Origin of the sequence: Sedimentisphaera cyanobacteriorum, from assembly GCF_001997385.1 — a bacterium.
Classification (GTDB): Bacteria; Planctomycetota; Phycisphaerae; order Sedimentisphaerales; family Sedimentisphaeraceae; genus Sedimentisphaera; species Sedimentisphaera cyanobacteriorum.
Map to the genome: position 1 here is coordinate 2,695,907 of NZ_CP019633.1, position 25,806 is coordinate 2,721,712.

Sequence of the window (25,806 nt, forward strand, 5' to 3'; positions counted from 1 at the left end):
ATGCAGTGGTATGTGCTGAGGGTGGCCTCAAACAAGGAAAATTATGTCCGTGATACGATCGAGAAGAAAGTTAAGCTTGAACAGCTCGAGGAATGTGTCGGACGGGTGGTAGTACCTACAGAGAGAAAAAGAGAACGCACCAAAGACGGTAAAGAGCGGATAAAAAAACAGAAGCTCTACCCGGGGTACGTTTTTATGGAGCTTGAGACTGATGAAAACGGCAGGATCCCCGAAAAGCCTTGGTTCTTGATTAAAGAAACCGGCGGGGTGGGCGATTTCATCGGCACTGAAGGCGTGCCTACTCCAATGCGTGATACAGAGGTGGCGAAGATGCTTCAGGAAGTTGAAAAACAGGAAACTGAAGAAGAGCCGGTTTTCAAACTCGAGTTCAGTGTTGGGGACTTAGTTAAGATTATAGACGGCGCTTTTGAAAATACCGAAGGTGTGGTTGACTCTGTAGATACCGAGCGCGGGGTTGTCAGGGTGATAGCTAACGTTTTTGGCAGAAGTACTCCGATAGAAATTGAGTACTGGCAGATTGAAAAGGCTTAGCCGGATTTTGAGATTCACCACCGGCAGAGGCAGATTGCAGCCCTTCGGCGGGATAATTTGATAAAAATACTTTTTTACGAGTTTAAGAGGTTTATAAAAAATGGCAAAAGAACTAACCGGACAGATTAAGCTTCAGGCACCGGGCGGTAAGGCAACACCCGCACCACCTATTGGCCCTGCGCTTGGTCAGCATGGTGTGAATATTGGCCAGTTCGTCCAGCAGTTTAACGACCAGACAGCTGAGCTTAACGGGATGACTGTTCCTGTTGTAATTAATGTTTACAACGACAGAAGCTTTGATTTCATAGTAAAAAGCCCGCCTGCCGCGGTTCTTCTTATGAAGGCAGCAGGATTGGACAAGGGAAGCGGTGAGCCGAATACAAACAAAGTCGGCACTGTTACCAAGGCTCAGATTCGTGAAATCTCTGAGATGAAAATGAAAGACCTTAACGCCTACAAGATCGAATCAGCAGACCTAATCATTGAGGGTACGGCGCGCAGTATGGGGATAGAGGTCTCATAATAGTAATGTTTGCTTACCACGGCTTCAGTGGGAGCGTTGACTAAGATTTAACGCGAAAGGATAATTGAATGAATAAAAGCAGAAGATACCGCGAGGCAGCGGAAAAAGCGCCAAAACAGCCGCTTTCTGTGAAAGATGCGGTAGAGGTGCTCAAGGGTTTCTCTGCGACAAAGTTTGACCAGTCGGTTGATGTGGTTATGCATCTGGGGATTGATCCCCGCCAGTCTGATCAGCTTATCAGAGGATCGCTTTCCCTTCCAAACGGAATCGGGAAAACCAAAAAGGTAATTGCATTCTGCGAAGATACAGAAGCAGAAGAAGCAAAATCTGCCGGTGCTGTTGATGCCGGCGGTGATGAACTCGTAGAAAAGGTCTCAGGCGGATGGCTTGATTTTGACGTTGCCATAGCTTCGCCAAAGCTTATGAGCAAAGTCGGAAAGCTCGGCCGTGTACTCGGGCCTCAGGGGAAGATGCCTTCTCCTAAAAACGGCACGGTTACACCGGATGTCATTACTGCTGTGAAAGAGTTTTCTGCCGGTAAGGTGGAATTCAGAAACGACAGCGGCGGGAATGTGCATGCTTTGGTCGGGAAGCTGAGTTTCAATGAAAAAAAGCTCGTTGAGAATATTAAATATTTTATCGACCAGATAGATAAGATGAAGCCTGAATCGGTTAAGGGTACGTATATTAAGAAGGTATGCATCAGTTCAACAATGAGCCCTGGTGTTGAGATTGAGCTGAAAGGTGAAGAAAAATGAGTAAGTTTGTAAAACAATTACTTCAGAGAGAACTTGAAGCCCAGTTCAAGGATATTGATAATTTTCTCGTAATCGGCATTGACGGAATCGGGGGAAACGACAACAACCAGATGCGTGCAGACCTTAGCGAGAAGGGAATGACAGTTAAGGTTGTTCGCAACAGCCTTATGCGGAAGGTTCTAAGCGATGCCGGTAAGGAACAGGCCAAAGAGCTTTTCAAGTTGGGGCAGTGCACGGTTGCTTACGGAGGCGACAGCATTGTAGATGTTGCCAAGGAGATGGTAGCTCTCAAAAAGAAGCTAAAGGCTCTGGATCTGAAAGGGGCTTTTGTAGAAGGCAGTGTGGTCGGTTCTGAAGGCGTAACTGAGCTCTCAAAGATGCCGAATCGTGCAGAGCTGCAGGCGCAGATTGTTCAGATTTCTCAGACACCTGCTTCAAACGTTGCAGGAGCTGTTTCCAGCCCGGCTTCAAATATTGCAGGCTGCCTGAAAACCCTCATCGAGAAAAAAGAAGAGCAGGCTGCTTAGTCAGCCTTGAAAAGGATAATAAACAGAAGACAATCTATTCAGTTATTACGGCATTTGTCGGTCGTCCCGAAAGGGTTAAACGCGGCGGCGTAGCTGCGGCAGCCGGCATAAGCGGGTAATAAAAGGAGATTAATAATATGAGCGAAGAAGCAAAAACATTCAGCGACGATATCAAATCGATCGGCGACAGCATTGTAAATCTTACTCTTATGCAGGCAAAAGAGCTTGCTGATTACCTCAAAGAAGAGTATGGAATCGAACCTGCAGCCGGCGGCGCAGTAATGATGGCAGGGCCAGCAGGCGGCGAAGGCGCCGGAGAAGAGGAAGAGGAAAAAACTTCTTTCGATGTTATCCTCGAAGCTGCAGGCGACAAGAAAATTGGTGTTATCAAGGAAGTTCGCGGAATTACCGGCCTCGGCCTGAAGGAAGCAAAAGAGCTAGTTGATAATGCACCTAAGCCGATAAAAGAAGGTGTCTCTAAAGAAGAGGCAGAAGAAATGAAAACGCAGCTTGAAGAAGCAGGCGCTACTATCAAGATCGACTAAAAACTTTCCAACGGCTGCAAGGCAGCCTGATATCTTTGAAATTATAGTGGTGTCGGGTAGGAGAGATATTCTCCTTCCCGTACACCTTTATTGCGTTTATATATGCCGGAGGTTTATTCCGGCAGACCCGTGCTTGCATTATCATAATTATGCGGAGAATTTGAATGGGGCCAAGAGCAGTACGAAATTTTGGGAAAATCAACAAAACTATCCCTGTACCGGATCTAACAATGGTGCAGAGAGAGAGCTATAGGAGGTTCCTCCAGCTCGACAAGAATCCTGCGGAGAGAGAAGATTTCGGTTTGGAAGCCGTTTTCAGGGAGTCTTTTCCGATAGAAGGCCAGGAACTTACCCTTGAATATCTGCACTACGCCCTGGAGAGACCAAGGTACACGCCTTTGGAATGCAAGGGGCTGAAGCTTACTTACGGCTACCCTCTTCGAGTTACGTTCCGGCTGACCAACAAAAAGCTCGATGAAGTAACAGAGCAGGCTGTATTCCTCGGCGAGATGCCTGTAATGCTCGGCGGCGGTACTTTCATAGTAAACGGAGCTGAGAGGGTTATCGTCAATCAGCTTCACAGAGGCCCGGGTGTGGACTTTGGCATTGAAAGCAAAGAGGCAGACAGGGTTCTTCACGGAGGAAGGATTATTCCAGAAAGGGGAAGCTGGCTTGAGGTGAATGTTACCAAGAAAGACCAGCTGATTGTAAAGATAGACCAGTCCAACAAGCTCCCGGCAACTGTGCTTCTGCGTGCTATGGCTCCCGAATACGGAACTACAGCAGCAGTTATAAGACAGTTTTACGAGACAGAAGAAATATCTCCTGCCAAACTCGAGCCTACTATGTGGGCAGTGGGGCAGGTTGTAGATACTGAAACCGGAGAAATCATTGTTGACTCCGGCCACCAGATAGGCGAGAGAGTAGGTCAGATACAAGGCAGCGGCATCGATAAGATTGAGGTAGTGAAAAACTTGAGCGATATGCTCATACTCAACACTCTCGCTGAGGATGACTGCGAAACCTACGAACACGCCCTCATAAAGATATATTCAAAGCTGCGTCCCGGGAATCCTGCAAACGTTGAAAAGGCTGAGCAGCTATTCAACGAACGTTTTTACGATAAGAGCAGGTATCGCCTCGGGAAGGTGGGGCGCTTCCGCCTGAACAGAAAATTCGGTACTAATGTTTCCGAAGAACATCAGACAATAAGGCCTGAAGACTATATCAATGTAGTGAGCTATATCCTTAAGCTAAGGGCAAATCAGGGCGAAATCGACGATATCGACCACCTTGGTAACCGCCGTGTCAGAACGGTGGGCGAGCTTGGCTCAGATGAAATCAGAAAGGGGCTCTTGAAGCTCCGCAGAACTGTTACAGACAGGATGAGCAGCAAGCAGGCCGAAGATATCAAGAAGATATCTGATATTGTAAACAGCAAGAGCGTTTCAAATCATATAGATGCCTTCTTCGGAAGAGGCGAGCTCAGTCAGGTAGTTGATCAGACAAACTGCCTAAGCCAGCTTACGCACGAAAGAAGGCTCTCAGCTCTCGGCCCGGGCGGTCTTAACAGAAAGCGTGCCGGCTTTGAAGTTAGAGACGTTCACATCTCCCACTACGGCAGGATTTGTCCTATTGAAACTCCTGAAGGAGCGAACATTGGTCTTATTTCCTCGCTAGGTGTATATTCAAGCCTCGATGAGTACGGCTTCCTCATGACGCCTTATATGAAGGTGAAAAACCGCAAGCTCACCGGAGACGTGGTAACTATGCGTGCGGATAATGAAGATGAAGTAGTATGTGCCCCTCCAGCCGCCTTAGATCTTAAAGACCAGAAGAAGTTAAGGTCTGGTCCTGTGCTTGCACGTGAGAAGGGCGAGCTTACTCAGATAGACAGTAAAGAAGTGGAATATCTCGATGTCTCCTCACAGCAGACTGTGGGTATCTCAGCCTCGCTTATCCCCTTCCTCGACCACGACGATGCAAACAGGGCTCTTATGGGCTCGAATATGATGAGGCAGGCAGTTCCGCTTCTTAAAACAGAAGCCCCGTTTGTGGGAACGGGTATGGAATATGAAGTTCCCAAAAACACCCCTATGGTGGTAAAGGCTCGACGCAGCGGTGCTGTTACAGCAGTTGACGCTACGAAAATCGTTATCGACGACAGGGACGAATATCACCTGCGCAAATACCGCGGTCTGAACGAGAGGACATGCCTGAACCAGAAACCTACAGTAACCCTTGGGGAGAAGGTTGAACAGGGGCAGATTATCGCAGACGGCGGCGGAACCTGCAATGGCACGCTTGCTATCGGGAAAAACCTTCTCGTTGCCTTTATGCCTTTCGACGGATACAACTTCGAGGATGCTATTCTTATCAGCCAGAAGGTAGTAAAGGAAGACACTTTCACAAGTGTTCACATAGATGAGTTCGATGTAGAGGTTCGCGAAACAAAGCTGGGAAGAGAAGAGTTTACAAGAGATATCCCGAATGTGGGCGAGAAGATGCTCCGGAATCTTGATTCACGCGGCGTAATCCGCGAGGGAACTCGAGTTGGGCCGGGGGATCTGCTCGTGGGCAAGGTGTCTCCCAAGAGCAAAACTGAGCTCACTCCAGAAGAGAAGCTCTTACATGCGATCTTTGGACGCGCAGGCGAAGATGTGAAAAATGATTCGCTTGTTATGCCCAGCGGGCATGAAGGTGTTATTATCGGAACTAAGCATTTCCGCAGATACACAGCAACAAATGAAGCGGAAAAGAAAGAGCTTAACGCCAAGATTGAAAAGCTCAGGAAAGAAGCTTTAGGCAAGCAGATTCGTCTTTTCAGAAATATGATGGAAACTGTTTACAGTGAGCTGGGCGAGGTTGATGTTATAGACCCCGACACTCTCCAGAAGGCTGGTGTGAGCAAGGATGATGACGTTATCGCCGAGCAGATCGAAAGCTTCTCTCCAAGCTGGCTGAAGCAGAAGAATAAAAAGAAGAAATTCCAGGAAATCGTGGATATGTACTGGCCGCAGATTGTTGAAATCGGCCAGGAGCTCGAGAGAGTTACAGAGCATATGAAGCGGGGCGATGAGCTCCCCAATGGTGTGCTCGAGAAGGTAAAGATTTACGTAGCTATGAAACGGCCGCTTTCTGTCGGTGATAAGATGGCCGGACGGCACGGTAATAAGGGAATTATCGCAAGGATTATGCCGGAAGAAGATATGCCGTTCCTTGATGACGGTACACCGGTCGATATCCTGCTCAACCCTCTCGGCGTGCCTTCACGTATGAATGTCGGCCAGATTCTCGAAACACATCTTGGCTGGGCAGCGAAAGTTCTCGGATTTGACGGTATAACCCCTGTGTTTGACGGTGCTAGCGAAAAGGAAATTTTCGAGCTTACAATGCATGCAAATGAGCACGTCAAAAATGTTAGAGAAGAATGCGAGAAAACCAAAACCCCGCCTCCGCAAGACCAGCTGCTTTCTGTTGTGCCTGATACGCTGAAGAATCAGCTCTATGACGGTCGTACCGGTGAGCCGTTTGAGCAGAGGGGCACGGTAGGATATATGTATATGCTCAAACTGCATCATCTTGTGGACGATAAACTCCACGCAAGGAGCACCGGCCCATACAGCCTCATCACCCAGCAGCCGCTTGGCGGTAAAGCCCGTGCAGGCGGACAGCGTTTCGGCGAGATGGAAGTATGGGCGCTTGAAGGCTATGGAGCGGCTTACCTCCTTCAGGAGATTCTAACTGTTAAGAGTGATGATATCGAAGGACGCAGCAAGATTTATGAATCTATGGTGAAGGGCAATAATTCTCTTCAGGCCGGTACGCCTGTTTCGTTTGAAGTTCTCTGTAATGAGATTAAGGGTCTCGGACTTAATATGAGACTCGAAAGAACCAAAAAAGACAATTCGCCGTTTTAAGCGTGAAATCTTTGAGCCCTCTTAGTAAAGGAGCTACTGGGAAATGATAGAACCTGGTTTTGAAAAAATTAATAATTTCGACTCAGTTAAGATTACCCTTGCCAGCCCAGATGATATCAGGAGCTGGTCTTTCGGGGAAGTTAAAAAACCTGAGACGATTAACTACAGAACATATCGTGCGGAAAAGGAAGGTCTGTTCTGTGAGAGGATATTCGGGCCTGAAAGGGACTACGAATGTGCCTGCGGCAGACATAAAGGCACAAAGTTTAAGGGAATCATTTGCGAACGCTGCGGTGTTAAAGTGGCTCCGAGCCGTGTGAGAAGAAAACGCATGGGGCATATAACACTCGCCGCACCCGTGGTGCATATATGGTTCTTTAAGGCTATGCCCAGCAGGCTCAGCACGCTTCTGGGCTTCAAAACAAGCGACCTCGAAAAAATCGTTTACTTCCAGGATTATGTAGTAATCGACCCGGGAGATACTCCTCTGGTGGAGAATCAGCTTCTAAGCGAAGAGGAATACCGTGATGCTCTGGGCAAATACGGCAGGGAATTCAGAGCCTCTATGGGTGCTGAAGCAGTAGAAGAGCTTGTTGACAAGCTCGACCTCGAGCTTCTAAGCGTTGAACTGCACGAGCAGATTAACAGCACTGGAAGCAAGCAGAAGATTAACGAGCTCAGCAAAAGGCTCAAAACTGTAAATGCACTGCGTGAGAGCGGCAACGACCCGCGCAATATGATTATGAAGGTTCTCCCTGTTATACCGCCGGACTTGAGACCGCTGGTTATGCTCGAAAGCGGAAACTTCGCAACAAGCGACCTCAACGACCTCTACAGGCGAATCATCAACAGAAACAACAGACTCGCCAAACTTATGGACTTAAACGCTCCTGAAGTTATTATACGCAATGAGAAGCGTATGCTTCAGCAGGCTGTAGATGCCCTGCTGGACAACAACAGGTGCAGAAGGCCGGTAGTAGGCAGCAACAGCAGAGCACTTAAATCGCTTACTGATATGATTAAGGGCAAGCAGGGGCGTTTCCGTGAGAACCTCCTCGGTAAGCGTGTGGATTATTCTGCCCGCTCTGTGATTGTTGTTGGCCCGTGGCTGAAACTCAATCAGTGCGGACTGCCCAAGAAGATTGCCCTTGAGCTTTATCAGCCGTTTATAATACGCAGACTCCGCGAGAAGGGATATGCTGATACAGTTAAAAGCGCAAAAAGAATGCTTGAACGCAGGGAAGACTGCGTATGGGATATTCTCGAAGAGGTGATTTACCAGCATCCGATTCTTCTCAACCGCGCTCCGACCCTGCACCGAATGGGTATTCAGGCGTTTGAGCCTGTATTGGTAGAGGGTAATGCGATACACCTCCATCCGCTTGCCTGTAAAGGCTTCAATGCGGACTTCGACGGCGACCAAATGGCTGTGCACCTTCCGCTCAGCAGTGAAGCGCAGGTTGAAGCGCATACGCTTATACTTGCTACGAACAATATTTTCTCGCCGGCAAACGGCTCTCCAAACCTTACCCCATCGCAGGATATCGTGCTGGGAATCTACTACCTTACAACTGTAGTACCAGGCGAGAAGGGCGAGGGAATGATTTTCCGCGATACTTATGAGGCGATTAGTGCTTACGACAGGGGCGTAGTTTCTGCTCATGCCAAGGTTAAAGTTCGCCTGCCTGAGGGTAAGGAATTTATGGATGAAAAAGGAGTCCGTGAGGGCGGCGTCGTAGATACCACCGCAGGAAGGTGTCTTTTCAACGATATGTTCTCTATTGAGATACCCTTCTTCAATCTCCTTATGAGCAGCAAGCAGCTTGGGAAGGTGATTAGCGAGTGCTATCAGAGAATAGGCAGCGGTGCTACCGTTGATATTCTCGATAAGGTAAAGGATCTGGGCTTCAAGTATGCAGCTCTTGCGGGGCTCAGCTTTGGTATTACAGATTTGAAAGTCCCTGAAACAAAGACGGAGATCCTCGATAAATCGCAGAAAGAAGTAGATAAAATTTCCAAAAACTACTCCGACGGCCTGCTTACCGAAACAGAACGCAAGAACCAGATTATCGACGTTTGGACTCACGCAAGGATTGAAGTTACAAACGCTATGCTCGACAGCCTCCAGAGCGATACAAGAGACGGCAAGCCTTATCTCAATCCGATTTGGGTAATGAGGCACTCCGGAGCTCGAGGCAGTGTAGATCAGATTATGCAGCTTGCAGGTATGCGTGCTTTGATGGCCAAGCCCAGCGGCGAGATTATCGAAACGCCGATTAAATCAAATTTCCGTGAAGGGCTTAACGTGCTTGAGTATTTCAGCTCCACCCACGGTGCTCGTAAAGGGCTGGCCGATACGGCTCTCAAGACAGCCGATTCAGGCTATCTAACTCGAAAGCTTGCTGATGTTGCGCAGAATGTTATCGTAACCGAAGACGACTGCGGAACGCTCCAAGGGGTTACCAAAACTACAGTTTACAAAGATGAGGCCGTTGATATCCCGCTAAGCGCTATGATTGTAGGAAGAACGGCAAGGGATAATATCAAAGACCCGATTCGCGACGAGATGATCGTTGCTGAGAACGAGATTATAACTCCAAAAGCAGCAGCGAAGATTGAAGAGCTCGGTCTTGATTCAATAAGGGTTCGAAGCGCACTTACTTGCGATGCCAGAGAAGGCGTATGTGCAAAATGCTACGGCTGGGATATGAGCAAGAGCCGCGAGGTGGAGAAAGGTATGGCAGTGGGAATTGTTGCCGCTCAGTCTATCGGCGAGCCCGGGACTCAGCTCACGATGCGTACCTTCCATACAGGCGGCATTGCATCTCGTGCAGTAGTTGAAGACGCCCAAAAGGCTGCCAGAGGCGGTACTATAAAGTATCGTGATATCAAGTATGTTACGGTAAGCTCCGAGAAGGGCGAGGAATACGTCTGTCTGAAGAGGAAGTCTGAGCTGGCTATTGTAGATGAAAGAGAGCGTGAGCTTGAGAAGTATCCTGTCGAATACGGCTACTTCATTCAGGTTAAAGACGGGCAGAAAGTGAAAAAAGGGCAGAAGCTCTTCCGCTGGGACCCACACCGTATCCCGATTCTTGCCGAGGTTGACGGCCGCATTCGTCTGCACGATATAATCGAAGGCGAAACTATTCGAATCGAAGAAGAACGAAAGGGACAGAAGCCCTATCCGGTGGTTATCGAACACAAAGGCGACAGGCACCCGCAGGTTGTTATCGAAGATGAAACAGGAAAAATTCTTGACGTGCATTATCTGCCTGCAAAGGCTCGTATCGGCGTTGAAGACGGGCAGGAAGTGAAGGCAGGTGCTCTGCTTGCAAGGCTACCGAGAGCCTCAGACGGTACGCAGGATATTACAGGCGGTCTGCCTCGTGTTACGGAAATCTTCGAGGCGAGAAAGCCCAAAGAACCAGCAGCAATGGCTGAGATTTCTGGTGTTGTCGAGCTTCAGCGTGAACGCAGAAGAGGCAAGATAACAATCACTGTACGCAATGAGCAGTCCGGTCTTGAAAGAGAGCACCATGTCCCCAGAGACAGGCACCTGAATGTTCACGCAGGAGATACTGTTCAGGCCGGCGACCCGCTCACTCAGGGCCCGCTTGTACCTCACGACATCTTGAGAATCAAAGGCGAAGAGGCTCTTCAGGGCTATCTGCTCAACGAGATTCAGAACGTTTATCGTGCACAGAATGTTAAGATCAACGATAAGCACGTTGAAATAATCATCTCTCAGATGCTTCGCAAAGTTGAGATTGATACCGTTGGAGACAGCGGCTTCCTCCCGGGAGAGGTTGTCGATAAGAGCGAATTTAAGCGTGTTAATGCTGCTCTTGCAAGCGAGCTTATTATCACAGACCCGGGCGATACCGATCTAAAGGAAGGCCAGAAAGTGAGCAAAGAAGAGCTTTCAAAGGCCAACGAGAAGGTGGAGCTGCTCGTAGGCGAGCCGGCAAAGGGCAAACGTCCCCAGCCTGCTACAGCGAACACCCTGCTTCTCGGTATAACCAAGTCTTCTCTGAGGTCTGAGAGCTTTATCTCTGCTGCGAGTTTCCAGGAAACAACAAAAGTGTTGACTGAGGCATCATTAAGCGGTAGAATTGATAAACTGCGCGGTCTTAAAGAGAATGTAATTCTTGGAAGGCTCATACCGGCCGGTACTGGATTCAAGGACTACGAGAAACTGAATGTGGTTTACAATGCCGAAGAGCCTATTCCTGAAGAGATTAAGGAAAGCAAGGATGCAGAGGCCGCTGCTGATGCAGCTATAAGGGAAGCTCTTGGGCTTTAAGTGAGCTGCTTATCTGCGATTTTGATGAAAACGAAATATTAACAGTTTTATAAAAGGTTTTTAATAATGCCCACAATTAACCAGCTGATTAGAAAGGGAAGGAAGAAGCCTTCCCGCAAAAGGATTTCGGATATCCGTGGATGTCCGCAGAAAAGAGGTGTGTGTCTTATAGTTAGAACACAGACACCTAAGAAGCCGAACTCTGCGCTTCGCAAGATCACAAGGGTTCGTCTTACAAACGGCAAAGAGGTAACAGCGTATATCCCCGGCATAGATCACAACCTCCAGGAACACAGTACTGTTCTTGTAAGGGGCGGTCGTGTACGAGACCTTCCGGGTGTTCGTTACCACGTTGTCAGAGGCGCTCTTGATACCGCTGGCGTTGATGGACGCAAGCAGGGAAGAAGCAAGTACGGCGCTAAGAATAAGTAATTTTTGTTTTAATTTAAGGGATAAAGCACAGTATGGCAAAGAAATTTACAGCATCTGCAACTCAGCTGAAGGCTGATCCGGTCTATGGAAGTAAGCTGATTGCGAAATTTATCAATTGCCTTATGCTTGATGGGAAAAAGAGCGTAGCACGCAAAGTTTTCTATGATGCGATGGGTATTGTTGAAAAGCGTATTAAAGATTGCCCTCCTAATGAGGTCTTCGAGAAGGCTATTGAAAATGTGAAGCCTTCGCTTGAGGTTCGCAGTAAGCGTGTGGGCGGTGCGAGCTATCAGGTGCCTATGCAGGTTAAACCCAACAGGCAGAGGGCTCTTGCTTTCCGCTGGATTCTCGACGGCGTGAGAGGCAAGAAGGGCAGGCCTTTGGCGCAAAGACTCGCAGCAGAGCTTTGCGATGCATACAACGGCGAAGGTTCAGCTATGATAATGCGCACAAACGTGCACAGAATGGCTGAGGCGAATAAGGCTTTCGCTCATTTCGCCTGGTAGATTCTGAGATGAACATTCAAGCCTCGTCTGTATTCTGCAGAGCGGGGCTTTTTATTTCATGCCGGTTTATATGGGGTGGATTTCTCACCCAAGCCGAAAAAACCTCGAAAATCTAAATTATAATCTTGAATTGAAAACGGGTGTGTGTAAAATACCCCGTCTATTCAAAATCGGAGTGTAGCTCAGCTTGGCTAGAGCACTTGCTTTGGGAGCAAGGGGTCGTGAGTTCAAATCTCGCCACTCCGAATTATAAAGTCCTGAACCGAACTGACGGATTCAGGGCTTTTTTCGTTTGAGCTTTTCCATTTCAGCAAATTATTGATTAGGGTTTTGCTTTTCCCCATCTTCCTCGTCTGCCTCTTCCAGAATAACGGGGATTTCCAGATAGAATGTTGCGCCTCTCTCCGGCTCGCTTTCCACGCCTATATTGGCAGCAAGCAGGTTGGCGAGCTCTTTTGATATTGCAAGTCCCAGCCCGCTTCCGGGAACCATTCTCGTTATAGACCCGTCGAGCTGGCGGAATTTGCCGAATATCGATTCCTGCTGGTTTTTCGGAATGCCGCACCCGGTATCGGTTACAGATATGCGAACGGTTTTCTCGTCTGCCATCATAACATCCATCTTGATTTCGCCCTCTTCGGGGGTGAATTTTATAGCGTTGCTGATGAAGTTGTAGAGTATCTGCTGCACCTTTGATGCGTCGGTTTTGATAATAGGTATCTCATCATCCACCTCCAGCTCAAGGCTGATATTTTTCTTTTGTACCATCCCGTAGAAGAAGCTTACTACGCCTCTGCAAAGCTCGGGGATACTTGTTTTATCAATTCTAAGCTCAAGCCTGCCTGCTTCTGCTTTGGCAAGGTCGAGAAGGTCGTTTATCATACTGAGAAGGTTCCTCCCGCTCTCGGAAATGTTCCCTGCATACCGCGATATTTTCTCCTGTGAGCGGGGGGTATTGTCTCTGAGCAGGTCTGAGAAGCCTATAATTGCATTGAGAGGAGTGCGGAATTCGTGGCTCATATTGGCGAGGAATTCATTCTTCAGCTTGTTGGCCTTAAATAGCTCAACGTTCCTCTCTGAGAGCTCCACAATCTTCTCATCGAGCTGCTTATTGGCCTTTTTGAGCTTTTGCTGGGTATCTCTCAGCCCGTCGAGCATCTGGTTGAAGCCTTCTGCAAACCGCTGATATTCGTCGTTGGTTTTGATTGAGGAACGGGCGTTGATATTGCCCTCGGAGACATTGCTCACAAGAGCTCTAAGCTGGCGTATCGGGCTGAGGATAACGCGCTGAATAATGACATAAACAGTAATAATCGCTCCGCAGCCTGCAAGAAAGCCGGCGAATATAATACAGATCTTGTTCATAAGCATAGTTTTGCCGCGGTTTTCATCGAGAAGTTTTACAATAACTGCTCCGACAATCTGCTTTGGGCCTGCTGCATTAAGCTCCTGAATCGCATCATTGGAATAAACCTCTTCATTGGTAACGAGCCTTAGGAGATTATTGTACGCTTTTTCCTGCGATTTAGTCCTCCAGAAACGCATATTTGTTTCGCTGGATTCCCTGAGCTTTTCGATAATCTGCTTTTCTTTTTTGGTAAGGTCTGCCTTTTTTTCTGCTTCAGCAGTTCGAAGATCAACCCATCTTATAAAGCTTTCGTTTTCTTTTGTATCTCTTAGGCCTTCCTGCTGGATATACTTTTCTGAAAAGTCTGAATTGCCTTTGAGCTCGTTTTTTATGACCAGCTTGGAAACTGTAACCACGGTATCGTAGCCGGCCTTGTCTGCGAGCTTATTCATCCATAGATAGGGAAAAAGAAGGGCAAGGGTAAGGATTACGATTATCGCAAGCCCGAACTGCAGCCTGCACTTGCTCGCAACGTTGTGCGGGCGAAGATCAATGCTCTTGAGCAGAAGACGAAACTGTATTTTTAGCTTTTTGCGCTGTCTGCTCTTTTCTCTTTGAGTTTTTTTTGCCATTTAAGTTTTCTGATTTTCTTCCTTGAGCCTTTCTTCAAGCCTTTCCAAATGCTCAAGCCTTTCTGTTATATTGAGGTGCTGAGTGCAGGCCTCTTCGCACCTTTTGCATTTAATGCAGTCAGCTGCTTCGCCTGTTCTGTCGTTGAGTATGCCCCATTCCCTGCTGAATTTCAGAGCCTCTAAAAGCTCTTTGTCGCTTTTGTTTTCAATGAGCTTTCTGTTGTAAAACTGCATATAGGATGATACCGGTATCCTTTTGGGGCATTCGCTGTCGCAGTAGCCGCAGGCCGTGCAGAGCTCATCGAAGTTATCGCTGAGCAGTTCGGCTATTTCATCTTTCCTCTCTTTGCTGATTTCACTGCTCTGATCTGCGCACCTGCAGGCCTGATTGATATGTTCTTTGGTTGTAAAGCCGTTGAGAGCAACAGTGATTTCAGGGCTGCCGATGCAGAATTTGAGGGCAGCATCTGTGGGTGATTCGCTGCCGTTTGAGATAAAGCTGAATCTCTCTTCGTGCTTAGGTATCATGCCGCCTGCAAGCGGATTCATCGCAACCACCCCTGCTCCGTTTTTGTATGCTGTTTCAACAGCATCCCAGCGGAACATAAAGTTCAGTATGTTTACGCCCACAAGAATACCGGCAAAATCTCGCTTCTCCAAAACTTTATTCAGCCTTTTGCCCCTGAGGTGCGAGGAAACGTTGATATGTCTTATTTTTCCCTGCTCACGGCATTTTTCAAGCCCTTCAATCAGTCCGTCGGGCTTTGCAGCCTCATCATACTGATTTAGATTCCGTATGCACCATACATAGAAGAAATCTATATAGTCGGTGTTGAGCCGCTTGAGTGCTTTGTCAACCTGCTCGATGGTGTCTTTGGCGGATGTAACCATCTGAGGCATAATCTTTGAAGACACATAATACTGATCGCGTATTGATTTTGTCCTTTCGCAGAAATGCCCGAATATATCAAGACTGTTGTCTTCGCAATATGCCGGAGCTGTGTCGAAAAAGTTGATTCCTTTATCCCAAGCATGGTCGAGAAGGTAGGAATTATTCAAGTTGCTGTGGTTCAAATCGAACCGCATCCCCCCGAAGCCTACTGCTGAAACTTTGTAACCTGTCTTGCCGAATGTTTTGTAAATCATATTTCCCCTTATACATTTCTCAAGAATAGAAACTATTATATTTATTCCTCACACATTTTAAATGAGTGATTAAGGAAATGTATTTGCGAACCTTTTAATCAGTTTGCAATATTTCAGCCTTTATGTAAAATCCTCCTTAATTGTTCAATTCTTTGGTTTACACGGAAAGCTTATGGAGAAAAGGGCACCTTTAACGAGAATACAGAATCTTATAGGCCAGCGAATGCTGCATTCAAAACGCACTATCCCCTCGCATTACATCAATAAAACCGTGCGCACAAATGCTCTGAATCGCTTCCGGCGTGATTATGCAAAGTCCTCAGGGGTGCGGATTTCAACGAATGATATTTTCTTTGCTGCTGCTGCCCGAGCTGCCGAGGCTTTCCCGTTTATGCTCTCACGAGTAGAGGGCGAAAAAATCAGAATTGCCGATACGATAGACATAAGCTTTGCTGTTGCAAGCAGGTCGGGAATTTTGTTTGTGCCTGTTATACGGGCTGTTGAACTGCTTTCCCTTGCCCAGATTGCTGAGATCAGTGAAGACCTGACCCGCCGTGGTCGTGAGGATAAACTCTCGCCTGAGGAAATGAATAATGCATCAATTGCCCTTAGCAGTCTCGGGATGTATGGGATTAATTCTTTCGTCGCAATCCCGCCAGCCGATTCCAACGCGATTATCTCTGTGGGAAGGCCTGAGTCTGAGCTGGTGCTGAAGGAAGGCAAGCCGATTGGCGAGAAAAGGATGAATTTCTGCCTTTCTGTAAACGCAAAAACAGTTTCGCCGTTTTATGCGGCAAAATATCTCGCAAAATTCTCTGAATTTTTAGAAAATCCCGTAAAACTCGCTGACTAGCCTGCTCTATGCTGCCCGCCGGGCAAATAGTAATTGCACAAACAACACTCATTTTCGTATTAAATCCTCGGAAAAAGTTTAGAGTATCGATATGACAAAACAAAAAGGGGTACAGCTATGGATTTTTTAAAAACATTTATGAAAGACTTCTGGGATATTCTCGGCGAGATGTCGCCGTTTCTTATTCTCGGTTTTTTTATAGCGGGTTTAGTATCTGTATTTCTCTCTGCTTCCTTTGTTAGGCAGCATTTAGGCGGGGGAAGTTTGCCGGCAGTTTTTAAGGCTTCTCTTTTCGGAGTGCCTCTGCCGCTGTGTTCGTGCGGGGTTATGCCGGTAACGCTTTCGCTAAAGGAGGCCGGAGCGGGCAAGGGCTCTGCAGTTTCATTCCTTATATCTACTCCGCAGACAGGTATAGACAGCGTAGCGGTTACATATTCTCTCTTAGGCCCTGTATTTGCAATAGTTAGGCCGATTGCAGCCTTCCTTTCCGGCATCTTTGGCGGAATGGCGGTTAGCGTATTCGATAAGGAGCTTGCAACTTCTGCCGACCAGCAGCCCGAAAATCTGAAAAAACAAAGCGAAAATGAAAACACTGAAACCTACCGTCAGCAGCTCAAAAGGCTCGGAGCCGGAGGCGTGCTTAAGGAGACGTTCTCTTTCGGCTTCCTGCATCTGCCCCTGAAAACGGGGCGGGCTATGCTTATAGGACTGATAATAGCCGCTCTGATTACAGTTTTGGTGCCTGATGATTTCTTTATTGAGCAGATTCAGCCCGGTTTCTGGACGTTGGCTTTGATGGTTGTATTGGGGATACCCATTTACGTATGCTCCTCGGCGTCCGTGCCGATTGCTGCGGCTCTGATAATGAAAGGGCTTTCTCCAGGGGCAGCTCTGGTATTTTTGATGACAGGCCCCGCGACAAACGCTGCATCTTATGCAGTTTTGTGGAAGCATTTCGGAGGCCGGTGCGCTCTGCTGTATTTTGGCTCAGTTGTGGTATGTGCGCTCGGTGCAGGCATTATTTTAGACTACTTCACCTTTGAGGTGGGGATGAATGTTGCCGAGGCGGCTATGTCTATGCCGCCCGCATGGCTGAGGAATTCATCAGCGGTAATCCTGATGGCAGTCCTGCTTGTAGGGACGCTGAGGGATTTAGCTAACAGCATCAAAAGCAGGCAGGCATAAGCGGCCGTTGACTGTTAGACCGGCCTGCTTAAAAGCCATTTCTGTGCAGGATTACTCGAGGATTTACAGGCTCAAAATTATTTTTAAGCTTGCAGCAATGCATTAAAATTTTCTTGATCTCTCGAGCGTGTCGGCCAGCTTTGCTATTACATCCTCGGTTTGGGGTTCTGAAAGTTCCAAAATGTCCTTCAGGGCATCGCCGATGTGCGGGAGGTATGTTTTTATATAGCTGCGTTTTGCGAGCTCCTGTTTGATTTTTTTCTGCCGCCTTAGGTAAACCCCCAGCTTTCTGCCGCATTCCTGAACAGCGAGCTTAATCTCCTTGATTATCTCGGGATAATGGGCAATCGCCTCCTTGCTCTCGCTTGTAAAAGGCACCCATACCGAAGCCACATGAACCATAAGAATCAGCGGACCCGCGGGAAGAGCCCCTTTGCTCTGGCTCAGGGCGTAGTTTCGCCAGTTAATATCCAGCACTGCCTTGTGAATCGCACCGGCAGACTGCTGATACAGCAGGGGCACTCGGTTTGCGATTCGCTTTAGCTGCATAAGCTGCTTTGTGTCGTCATCTCTGTTTTCTTTATCGCTGCCGTTCTGGAATCCGTAAGCAAGAGCCGCTTCCACAAGGAAAGGATTTCCCCTGTACACGCTGGGTCTGCGGGTGCAGGTTGCGTAGAAATCCGCCTCCACAACGCGCCTTATGCCCTCTTCGAGACGTTCTTCTCCAATCGGACCGATACAGCTGGTAGAGGGCGCCATAATCTTTGTCTCATTTACCACTTTATGCAGCTGGTCTATCTCAGGAAGGCTCGCTTTCGAGGGCTTGAGCGAAAGGCTGAGACCTGCATCTTTGGTTATCTTTTTGGCAAGATTAACGCTTACACGCGAGAATTCCTTATTCAAAAATTCAGGCAGTTTTTTTGTTTTGCTGTCCTGCGCCATCTGATAAAGCATACCAACTTCCACTCCGTAAGGGTGGGGCTTTATCTCGATCGGGATAAAAGGCATCTCGCTGCTCTGCCTCTGGTATTCGTAATGTTCGCCGTCGGGGGAGTCATAGGTTATTATTGCGTGCGGGTTGGCCATTGCCGTCTGCACGATATACTCATCCACAGACTGCTTGCCTTTGTTGTATCTCCCCTCAAGGATAATCGTAACCGCTGTGCCCGTGGAATGGGGGAAGTCTTCTTCCTGCCCCTCCTCCACAATCACAGGCCTGTTTTTGGCCGTGTCGATCTTCAGCTTGCAGTAGTAGCCGTGGTGCTTCGAACTCGTTCTCGATACCACCTCCACAGGCTCGCCGGTTGTGATAAGCCCGTACATGCCAGCCGCGCTTATCCCGATCCCCTGCTGACCGCGGCTCATCTTGAGCGAGTGGAATTTACTGCCGTAGAGAAGGCGGGCAAAGATATTCGGAACCTGCCTTTTCACAATACCCGGGCCGTTATCACGTATTACAACCTGATATTTGTTTTCGGTAATCTGCTTGATGGATATATAAATCTCAGGCAGGATATGCGCCTCTTCGCAAGCATCCAAAGCGTTGTCAACGGCCTCCTTGATTGTAGTAAGCAACGCCTTTTTGGGGTTGTCAAACCCGAGAAGATGGCGGTTCTTTGCAAAAAATTCACTTATGCTTATATCCCGCTGCTTGCCGGCCATTGTTTCGGCTGTTGCACCGGTTTTTTTCTTCCCTGACGCTGAATTTCTGTTTTTTGGCTGATCTAAAAGTGTATTAGATGTTTTATCGGTCATCCCTGAATTCCTAAGAAAAACATTTCCTACTTAATCCTAAATTCTGTTAGCGGAATTATACTCATTTTCGCCCGCTTTTACAGACCATTTTAATTGTTTCTGCTCAAACATTGAGCGTTCAATAAATATCACCCGCCAATTGCGTTATGGACAATTTTGCAGACGTAAAAGGATTCATTTGCCATACGGCAGGTCTATAAAGAAAAGCGGGTCTTTAAGGCTTGTAGAAATTATTTTGCTTCTGTGTTAAAATTATAAATTCATTTTTAGAAAACTGGAAAACTGCAATATATGGCAAAAGACAAAAAATATGACTGCATAATAATCGGCGGCGGGCATGCCGGAATCGAGGCGGCAGCCGTCTGCGCAAATATGGGAGCTTCTACCCTTCTTGTAACGATTCGTTTGGATTCAATAGGAGAGATGAGCTGCAACCCTTCAATAGGCGGCATCGGCAAGGGACAGCTTACCCGAGAGATAGACGCCCTTGGCGGGGTGATGGCTTTAGCAATAGACATCGCGGGGATACAGTTCCGTCTTTTGAACCGCTCCAAAGGACCTGCTGTGCAGTCCCCAAGGGCTCAGGCAGACAAAAACGCATATAAAAAGTTCACGCAGGAATATCTCTCTTCGCTGGATAATCTCGATATAGCAGAAGGCAATGCCGCAGAGATTCTAACCGAAAACGCAACCGCCTCCGGCATTCGCACCGCAGACGGCCGCATTTTCAGGGGTAAGGCGGTAATAGTTACAGCAGGAACCTTCCTTCGAGGCCTAATGCACATAGGTGAAGAACGCATCCCTGGCGGAAGGCGCGGCGAAGAACCGGCCAACGAGCTCAGCGACAGTCTCCGCAGTCTCGGGCTGAAAATCGAGCGGCTCAAAACAGGCACTCCCGTTCGCCTCGACGCCTCAACAATAGACTACAGCAAAACAGAGCGGCAAAACGGCGATGAAAATCCAAGGCCGTTTTCGTTTATGAACGACCGCATAGAGCAAAAGCAGATCTGCTGCTGGATAACCTACACCAATCCGGAAGTGCACGAGCTGCTTCGGGAAAATATGGAACGTGCCCCGCTGTATTCAGGCCAGATAAATTCCACCGGCCCGCGCTACTGCCCGAGCATAGAAACCAAGATTATGCGTTTCCCTGATAAGCAGAATCATCAGATATTCATCGAGCCGGAAACAGCCGATGAGCTTACGATGTATCCGAACGGGATAAGCACTTCTGTGCCCAGAGATGTGCAGGAGAGTATGCTAAGGCTCATTCCGGGTTTTGAGAATGCAAAGGTAGTTCATTACGGATATGCAATAGAATACGACTACTGCCCTGCAACTCAGCTCAAAATCACCTTCGAAACTAAGAACCTCTCATGGCTTTATCTTGCAGGTCAGGTATGCGGGACATCCGGCTACGAGGAGGCCGCTGCTCAGGGGCTTTATGCAGGCGTTAATGCCGTCAGGAAGCTGCGGGGCGAGGAGCCCTTTATAATAAGGCGGGACCAGGCCTATATCGGGGTGATGGTGGACGACCTTCTCACAAAACACATCACCGAGCCCTACAGGATGTTCACCTCCCGAGCTGAATATCGGCTTACCCTGCGTGCAGACAATGCAGACCGCCGGCTTACGCCCTTAGCACGAGATGCAGGGCTTATCAGCGAGCAGAGATGGCAGAGGTATCAGAAAAAGACTGCTGAGATTCAGGCTGTTGAGAAGTATCTAAAAACCGCAAGGTCAGCTGGCCGTTCCCTTTGGCAGCAGCTTCAGCAGCCCGATAATCCGCTAAGGCAAAACCTCAAGACCGATGAAGTGATAGCGAGTATGGATCCCTCGCTGGAGGTTTTGGAGGCGGTGATGATTGATGCCAAATACGAAGGATACCTCAGCAGGCAGGAGAAGCTCGTGAAGGGGCTGAGCAATCTTGAGAAGGTTCGTTTGCCTTCGGATATTGATTATTTCAGCGTTCCCCACCTTCGAAGCGAAGCGAAGGAAAGGCTCACGGAAATAAAACCCCACAATCTCGGACAGGCAAGCAGAATAGGCGGAATCACGCCGGCTGACATAACAGTTTTGCAGGTGTATATGAAGGCCTCAGGAAAAATCGCTTGATAATAGAGCTGTCGAAAGGAGCAAAGAAGTATGCTAAGAGAAAAAGCAGAAATATTTATTGAACGGCTCGAAAAGGCCGGCAAAGCAGTAGTGCTTACAGGAGCAGGTGTTTCAACGAGTTCTGGCATCCCGGATTTTCGTTCGAAAAACGGGCTCTATTCCAAGATCTCTGAAGATACCTTCGATCTTGACAACTTTCTCGCCAAGCCTTTGGAGTATTACAAAACCGCCCTAGAATATATACACCCTCTTGCAGATGCCGAGCCGAACGCTGCCCATAAAATGCTTGCAGAGCTTGAGAGCAGGGGGCTTATTGAGGCCGTGATAACGCAGAACATAGACAATCTCCATCAGAAGGCCGGCTCGAAGAATGTAGTCGAGTTCCATGGTAATATAAAGAGCTTCTTCTGTACCGGCTGCGCAAAGCAGTACACCCGGAATGAGGTAGAGGAGTTTTTGCTGGAAGGCAAGCTGCCTGAATGCAGAGAATGCGGCAGGATGATACGTCCGGGCGTGGTGTTCTTCGGCGATCCAATCCCCGAGAAAGCCCTCACTTATTCATACCGCCTTGCCTCTGAGTGCGGGGCTTTTGCTGCGATCGGCTCTTCGCTCTGTGTTATGCCTGCATCCAACCTGCCGCTAATTGCTATGCAGGGCGGGGCGGATGTGTTTGTGATAAACCGTGAGCAGGTGTATCCCGATAATATGACCGAATACAATTTCACTGTAGATATATCAGAATTTTCCGAAGCCGTACTGGAGGTTCTCGGCCAATCGAGCTGATTATTCGCCCTGAAGCCAGCTTTCGCAGAAAAACGCAAGATCGGATAAGCTCAGCAGGCCGTCGAAGTTCCCGTCGCATGGCAGCGGCAGGGCAGTTTGGCTCTGCTGGTTTATCGGGAAGTATTGCGCAAGTATAGAGAAGTCTATCGCGTCCACGATCCCGTCTTTGTTGTAATCCTCGAATATCCCCGAATGATAGAGCTCCGCGCCCTGCTGGGCAATGCGCCAAATCTCGCTTTCACCGTTTTCGCTTTCTCCGAGCATATCCCAGCCTGAATAGCTTTCCGCACTTGCGAGCTGAGATTCTTCGAGCATAAAGGTGTTCTGGGGGATCGTATTTTGCGATTCGCCCGTATAGCTTTGGCAGCCTGCCGATTCGCTCCACCTGCAGCCTTCTATAGAAGCATCTTTAGCCTTGCCGGTTATGCTGCCGAATTTATCTGCATGTGCAGAGCTTAGAAAGCTTCCGTTGAAGAATGAATTTTCAATTCTCGAAGAGCAGTAACCGCAAATCCCGCCCACGTAATCCGGGTTGTCTGAAAGATCGATAACCGCCTTGCTCAGGCAGTCTGAAAAATAAGCCTGCGAGGTGGAGTAGCCGGCGAGACCGCCGATATACTGTTTTGCGCCTGTGAGGTTCCCGTTGCTGCTGCTGCGTAAAATCCCGCCTTCATTAGAGCCTGTTATAAACCCGGTGTATATCGTTTGAGATGAGAGGCTCAAGTCTGCATTCACAGAACAACCCGTAATCATACCTTTGTTTCTGCCTGCCACCAGCCCTGCGTAACCGGTTGTACCAGAAGTGTTTAAGCTGCCGCTTACTTTCAAGTTATGAACTTCGCCCCCATCTTCGATAAAGCCGAAAAGCCCGCAGTAGTATTGGTTTTCTGCTGATATGTTCACCCCTCTTATACTGCGGCCTTTCCCGAAGAATCTGCCTGTGAACGCCTCGCCTGTGAAAGAGGGGTCTTCAGGCGTTGAGTCGGGAGCTATTATTGCAGGCTCGCTTTCGGAGAGGTATAAATCAGTGCCGAGCACATAGCAGGCAGAGAGGTCAGCGTTTACATCGCTAAGCTCTTGCTCATTAGAGATGATATAAGGGTCTTCCAGCGTGCCGCTTCCGGCTTGAAAACCGAAAGCAACTCCAGCTGCGCAAACAATCAGGACAACGTATTTCATATAAACTCCTTTAGCTAAAACAAACACGAATCAGCAATCAGTGTATCAGGATTTATCTGAAATTCAACTGCTTTCTGTCCCTTTTTTACTTGGCGAGCAATAATATTTTTTGGCAAAGCATTGCAGAATGGTGATTTGCATTTTGCCAAAAAAATTGCCTCACACCGGGTGAAGCTTTCTTATCTAAAGCTCGGCCGGAAAGCGAAGCAGTTAGTATGTTGATTCACGCACTACAAGCTCTCCGCTTAAAACTACCTTTCTGGCAGGCTGATGAGGTTTTTGAACCCGACTGAGCATCAGTTGCACTGCCTCTTTCGCAATCTCCTTTACAGGCTGGCGGTAAGTAGTAAGCGGCACTCTCAAAAACTTGGCATACCGCACATCGTCCACCCCGGCCGCCTTTACATCCTGCGGGATTTTCCAGCCGCCCCTTTCTAATACATGCATCAGTTCCGAGGCGGTCGTATCGTTTGCGCACAAAACGCCGGGCTTTTCAGCACCTCCAAGAAGTCTTTCGGCAAACCCTTCGCTGTTCATATCATCAATTATAACATTCTCATCGCCTGCGTTGATGCCCTCCTCCAGCAGAGCCTGCTTGAAGCCGTAGATTCGCATCTTCACAGAAGGAGCAGAGTAAGGCCGTGCGAGAAATCTCAGTGTTTTGCAGCCCTGATTAAGCATATGCTTGGCAAGTACAAAAGCCAGACGGAAGTTATCAACGCTCACAAGGTCGTAACTGCTTCTCTCGGGGAAGGCAGAGATGTCCCTGTCCATCAGTACTATCGGTATATTCGCGCTCTCAAACATTTCAGCTATTTCCTGATTTACCAGATCCTTCTCGCTGATAAGCTCAAGCGGACAGAAAAATACGCCGTCAATATGCTGCTGCGTAATGTATCTCTGGGCGAGAGATTTGATATGCTCACGCCGCACCCGGGCATCTTCCTGCATTGAGCCTGTCCAGATCAAATTGAAATTCTCCAATTCCGCAAGATGAGACATATGCCCGCATATCGATTCGAAAATCTCTGTCTCGCCAAGCCCGGGTATCAGCAGCGCAAAGTTTTTAGTACCCTCTTTCGAGTTGTAACGAACAAACGTGCCCGTCCCGCTCACGCGCTCTATATAACCTGAAGACCTGAGAAGATCCAGCGCTTTTGCTACAGTAGGCCTTGAAACCTCGTATATCTCCGCAAGCTCAACCTCAGTTGGCAGCTTGTTTGTTTTGCCGAAGGCGTTGCTTTCAATCTTATCTTTTAATGATTTGTAAACCCTGTAAAACTTCTGCCTTGAGTTTATGTGAATATCAGCTTCTTTATCAATTTCCATTAAGCAGTCCGTTCAAATCCTACTGAATCCCTAATTTTTTCTGCATTTCTTCAAGCGAAACATTCTTTGTCTCGGGAACCATTGTCTTAACCCAGACAAGCTGCAGTATCATCATAAAGCAGAAGAAACCGAATATAGCTGCCGGCTGAAGTGTTTCGGCCATCTTTGGGAATACCAGTGTAAGCGAGGCTGCGAAGAACCAGTGGGTAAAGCTGCCCAGAGACTGCCCAGCAGACCTGAAGCGGTTCGGGAAGATCTCGCTTATCAGAACCCATATCACAGCACCCTGGCCTACCGCATGAGCAGCGATGAAGGCAAATATGCAGGCGGGAACTATAGCATAATTCTCAACAGCGAACGCCCAAGAGCATAAGCCGAGCGAGGCTATATAGCCGAATGAGCCGATATACAGAAGCGTTCTTCTGCCGAACTTGTCTATCAGATACAGCCCTACATACGTAAATACCAGATTTGTTATCCCAATTCCTACCGACTTCAGAAGTGCGGCGCTCTCGCCGAGCCCTGTCCATTCAAAGATTCTCGGGGCAAAGTAGAGTATTGCGTTGATTCCTGAGAGCTGATTAAAAAACGCAACGAGAAAGGCAAGCATAATCGGAATCTTTAGCTTCGAAGTGAAAAATTTTGCCTTTTGAGCCTTCACTCCGCCTATAGTAGGCTTTGTTTCAATCTCAGAGCTTTCTTCCACTGAATCCGCAAGCGACTGGAGCTCTTGTTCAGACATATCGGGGTTTATCTCGCTGAAAACTCTGACGCCCTCTTCGCGTTTGCCTCCGTGAACGATGAGCCAGCGAGGGCTCTCGCAAATCATAATACACATCAGACTGTATATAAGGGCGGGCAGAGCTTCTATGCCCAGCATCCATCTCCATGCAATGGATTCATCCATATATCTGCCGATAAGGTAGTTGGAGAGAAATGCCACTAATATACCGAATACAATATTAAACTGGAACATCCCCGCAAGACGTCCTCGAAGCCCTGCAGGGGCAATTTCAGAAATATACATAGGCGAGGCAATCGTTGCAATTCCAACGCCGATTCCGCCGATAAAACGTGAGATAATAAAGAAGTATTTATCCGGAGCCATACCCGATCCGATTGCCGAGAGAAGATAAAGCACGCCTATCCATATCAGCGTTTTTCTCCGCCCGAATTTCTCAGCGGGCATGCCGCCTATAAGAGCTCCGAGCACAGTTCCCCATAATGCTGCGCTCATACATATCCCGTGCATCCCAGAGCTTAAATTCCATACCTCTTCGATTTTCTGCTCGGCGCCGGAGATAACAATCGTATCGAACCCGAACAAAAAACCGGCCAGCGAGGCCGTTACAGACCAGAGAAATAAACGTTTGTGCTGCATAAAACTCCTTGCCAGTGATCATTTCATAAATTGC

The 25,806-nt window shown here is 48.1% G+C and carries 19 protein-coding genes and 1 tRNA gene; 14 read left to right on the top strand and 6 right to left on the bottom strand.

Annotated features, from left to right (window positions below; all coding sequences use genetic code 11):
- The 10 genes from nusG to L21SP3_RS10810 all read left to right on the top strand — a co-directional run bounded on the left by nusG (position 1) and on the right by L21SP3_RS10810 (position 12,312).
- Positions 1-552 carry a transcription termination/antitermination protein NusG gene (gene nusG, locus L21SP3_RS10765; RefSeq protein WP_077541390.1) on the top strand — a complete coding sequence of 184 codons (552 nt, stop codon included), beginning with the start codon at positions 1-3 and terminating at the stop codon, positions 550-552.
- Positions 553-652: 100 nt separating this feature from the next.
- Complete coding sequence (gene rplK, locus L21SP3_RS10770) at positions 653-1,075, top strand: 50S ribosomal protein L11 (RefSeq protein WP_077541392.1); 423 nt, start codon at positions 653-655, stop codon at positions 1,073-1,075.
- Positions 1,076-1,143: 68 nt separating this feature from the next.
- Positions 1,144-1,833 (top strand): 50S ribosomal protein L1, encoded by a 690-nt coding sequence (gene rplA / locus L21SP3_RS10775; RefSeq protein WP_077541394.1) that lies wholly within the window; start codon positions 1,144-1,146, stop codon positions 1,831-1,833.
- A complete protein-coding gene (rplJ, locus tag L21SP3_RS10780) occupies positions 1,830-2,360 on the top strand; it encodes a 50S ribosomal protein L10 (protein WP_077541396.1) in 531 nt (176 codons plus the stop codon). Before rplA ends, rplJ begins: the two co-directional genes overlap by 4 nt.
- A 137-nt stretch (positions 2,361-2,497) precedes the next feature.
- Complete coding sequence (gene rplL / locus L21SP3_RS10785; protein ID WP_077541398.1) at positions 2,498-2,905, top strand: 50S ribosomal protein L7/L12; 408 nt, start codon at positions 2,498-2,500, stop codon at positions 2,903-2,905.
- Positions 2,906-3,069: 164 nt separating this feature from the next.
- Entirely contained in the window at positions 3,070-6,825 is a 3,756-nt protein-coding gene (gene rpoB, locus L21SP3_RS10790; RefSeq protein ID WP_077541400.1) for a DNA-directed RNA polymerase subunit beta, read from the top strand.
- A 43-nt stretch (positions 6,826-6,868) separates the two neighbouring features.
- Positions 6,869-11,128 carry a DNA-directed RNA polymerase subunit beta' gene (rpoC, locus tag L21SP3_RS10795; RefSeq protein WP_077541402.1) on the top strand — a complete coding sequence of 1,420 codons (4,260 nt, stop codon included), beginning with the start codon at positions 6,869-6,871 and terminating at the stop codon, positions 11,126-11,128.
- A gap of 66 nt (positions 11,129-11,194) precedes the next feature.
- On the top strand, positions 11,195-11,560 hold the full coding sequence (rpsL, locus tag L21SP3_RS10800; protein WP_077541405.1) for a 30S ribosomal protein S12: 366 nt from the start codon (positions 11,195-11,197) through the stop codon (positions 11,558-11,560).
- Positions 11,561-11,592: 32 nt separating this feature from the next.
- Positions 11,593-12,066 carry a 30S ribosomal protein S7 gene (gene rpsG, locus L21SP3_RS10805; RefSeq protein WP_077541407.1) on the top strand — a complete coding sequence of 158 codons (474 nt, stop codon included), beginning with the start codon at positions 11,593-11,595 and terminating at the stop codon, positions 12,064-12,066.
- A 171-nt stretch (positions 12,067-12,237) separates the two neighbouring features.
- Positions 12,238-12,312, top strand: a tRNA-Pro gene (locus L21SP3_RS10810).
- A 69-nt stretch (positions 12,313-12,381) separates the two neighbouring features.
- On the opposite strand, the gene L21SP3_RS10815 is transcribed toward L21SP3_RS10810, so the two are convergent.
- Positions 12,382-14,046 carry a HAMP domain-containing histidine kinase gene (locus L21SP3_RS10815; RefSeq protein WP_077541410.1) on the bottom strand — a complete coding sequence of 555 codons (1,665 nt, stop codon included), beginning with the start codon at positions 14,044-14,046 and terminating at the stop codon, positions 12,382-12,384.
- Complete coding sequence (locus L21SP3_RS10820; RefSeq protein ID WP_077541412.1) at positions 14,047-15,192, bottom strand: aldo/keto reductase; 1,146 nt, start codon at positions 15,190-15,192, stop codon at positions 14,047-14,049.
- 172 nt (positions 15,193-15,364) lie between these two features.
- On the opposite strand from L21SP3_RS10820, the gene L21SP3_RS10825 reads away from it, so the two are divergent.
- Both L21SP3_RS10825 and L21SP3_RS10830 read left to right on the top strand, forming a co-directional pair.
- The gene (locus L21SP3_RS10825; RefSeq protein WP_077541414.1) at positions 15,365-16,045 is read left to right on the top strand and encodes a 2-oxo acid dehydrogenase subunit E2; all 681 of its coding nucleotides are present in this window, start codon (positions 15,365-15,367) and stop codon (positions 16,043-16,045) included.
- A gap of 117 nt (positions 16,046-16,162) precedes the next feature.
- Complete coding sequence (locus tag L21SP3_RS10830) at positions 16,163-17,230, top strand: SO_0444 family Cu/Zn efflux transporter (protein ID WP_077541416.1); 1,068 nt, start codon at positions 16,163-16,165, stop codon at positions 17,228-17,230.
- A 102-nt stretch (positions 17,231-17,332) separates the two neighbouring features.
- Here L21SP3_RS10830 and L21SP3_RS10835 read toward each other — a convergent pair whose 3' ends face one another.
- Positions 17,333-18,985 carry a DNA topoisomerase VI subunit B gene (locus L21SP3_RS10835; protein ID WP_077541418.1) on the bottom strand — a complete coding sequence of 551 codons (1,653 nt, stop codon included), beginning with the start codon at positions 18,983-18,985 and terminating at the stop codon, positions 17,333-17,335.
- A 291-nt stretch (positions 18,986-19,276) separates the two neighbouring features.
- Here L21SP3_RS10835 and mnmG point away from each other — a divergent pair, with 291 nt between their 5' ends.
- Both mnmG and L21SP3_RS10845 read left to right on the top strand, forming a co-directional pair.
- Positions 19,277-21,100, top strand: a complete 1,824-nt coding sequence (gene mnmG / locus L21SP3_RS10840) for a tRNA uridine-5-carboxymethylaminomethyl(34) synthesis enzyme MnmG (protein ID WP_077541420.1) — start codon at positions 19,277-19,279, stop codon at positions 21,098-21,100.
- Positions 21,101-21,130: 30 nt separating this feature from the next.
- On the top strand, positions 21,131-21,883 hold the full coding sequence (locus L21SP3_RS10845) for an SIR2 family NAD-dependent protein deacylase (RefSeq protein WP_077541422.1): 753 nt from the start codon (positions 21,131-21,133) through the stop codon (positions 21,881-21,883).
- On the opposite strand, the gene L21SP3_RS10850 is transcribed toward L21SP3_RS10845, so the two are convergent.
- From L21SP3_RS10850 to L21SP3_RS10860, 3 genes are all read right to left on the bottom strand, one after another.
- Positions 21,884-23,062 (bottom strand): dockerin type I domain-containing protein, encoded by a 1,179-nt coding sequence (locus L21SP3_RS10850; RefSeq protein WP_077541424.1) that lies wholly within the window; start codon positions 23,060-23,062, stop codon positions 21,884-21,886.
- Positions 23,063-23,272: 210 nt separating this feature from the next.
- The gene (locus tag L21SP3_RS10855; protein WP_077541426.1) at positions 23,273-24,391 is read right to left on the bottom strand and encodes a substrate-binding domain-containing protein; all 1,119 of its coding nucleotides are present in this window, start codon (positions 24,389-24,391) and stop codon (positions 23,273-23,275) included.
- A 19-nt stretch (positions 24,392-24,410) separates the two neighbouring features.
- Positions 24,411-25,772, bottom strand: coding sequence for a sugar porter family MFS transporter (locus L21SP3_RS10860; RefSeq protein WP_077541428.1), 1,362 nt, complete (start codon positions 25,770-25,772; stop codon positions 24,411-24,413).
- Between the last annotated feature and the right edge of the window lie 34 nt (positions 25,773-25,806).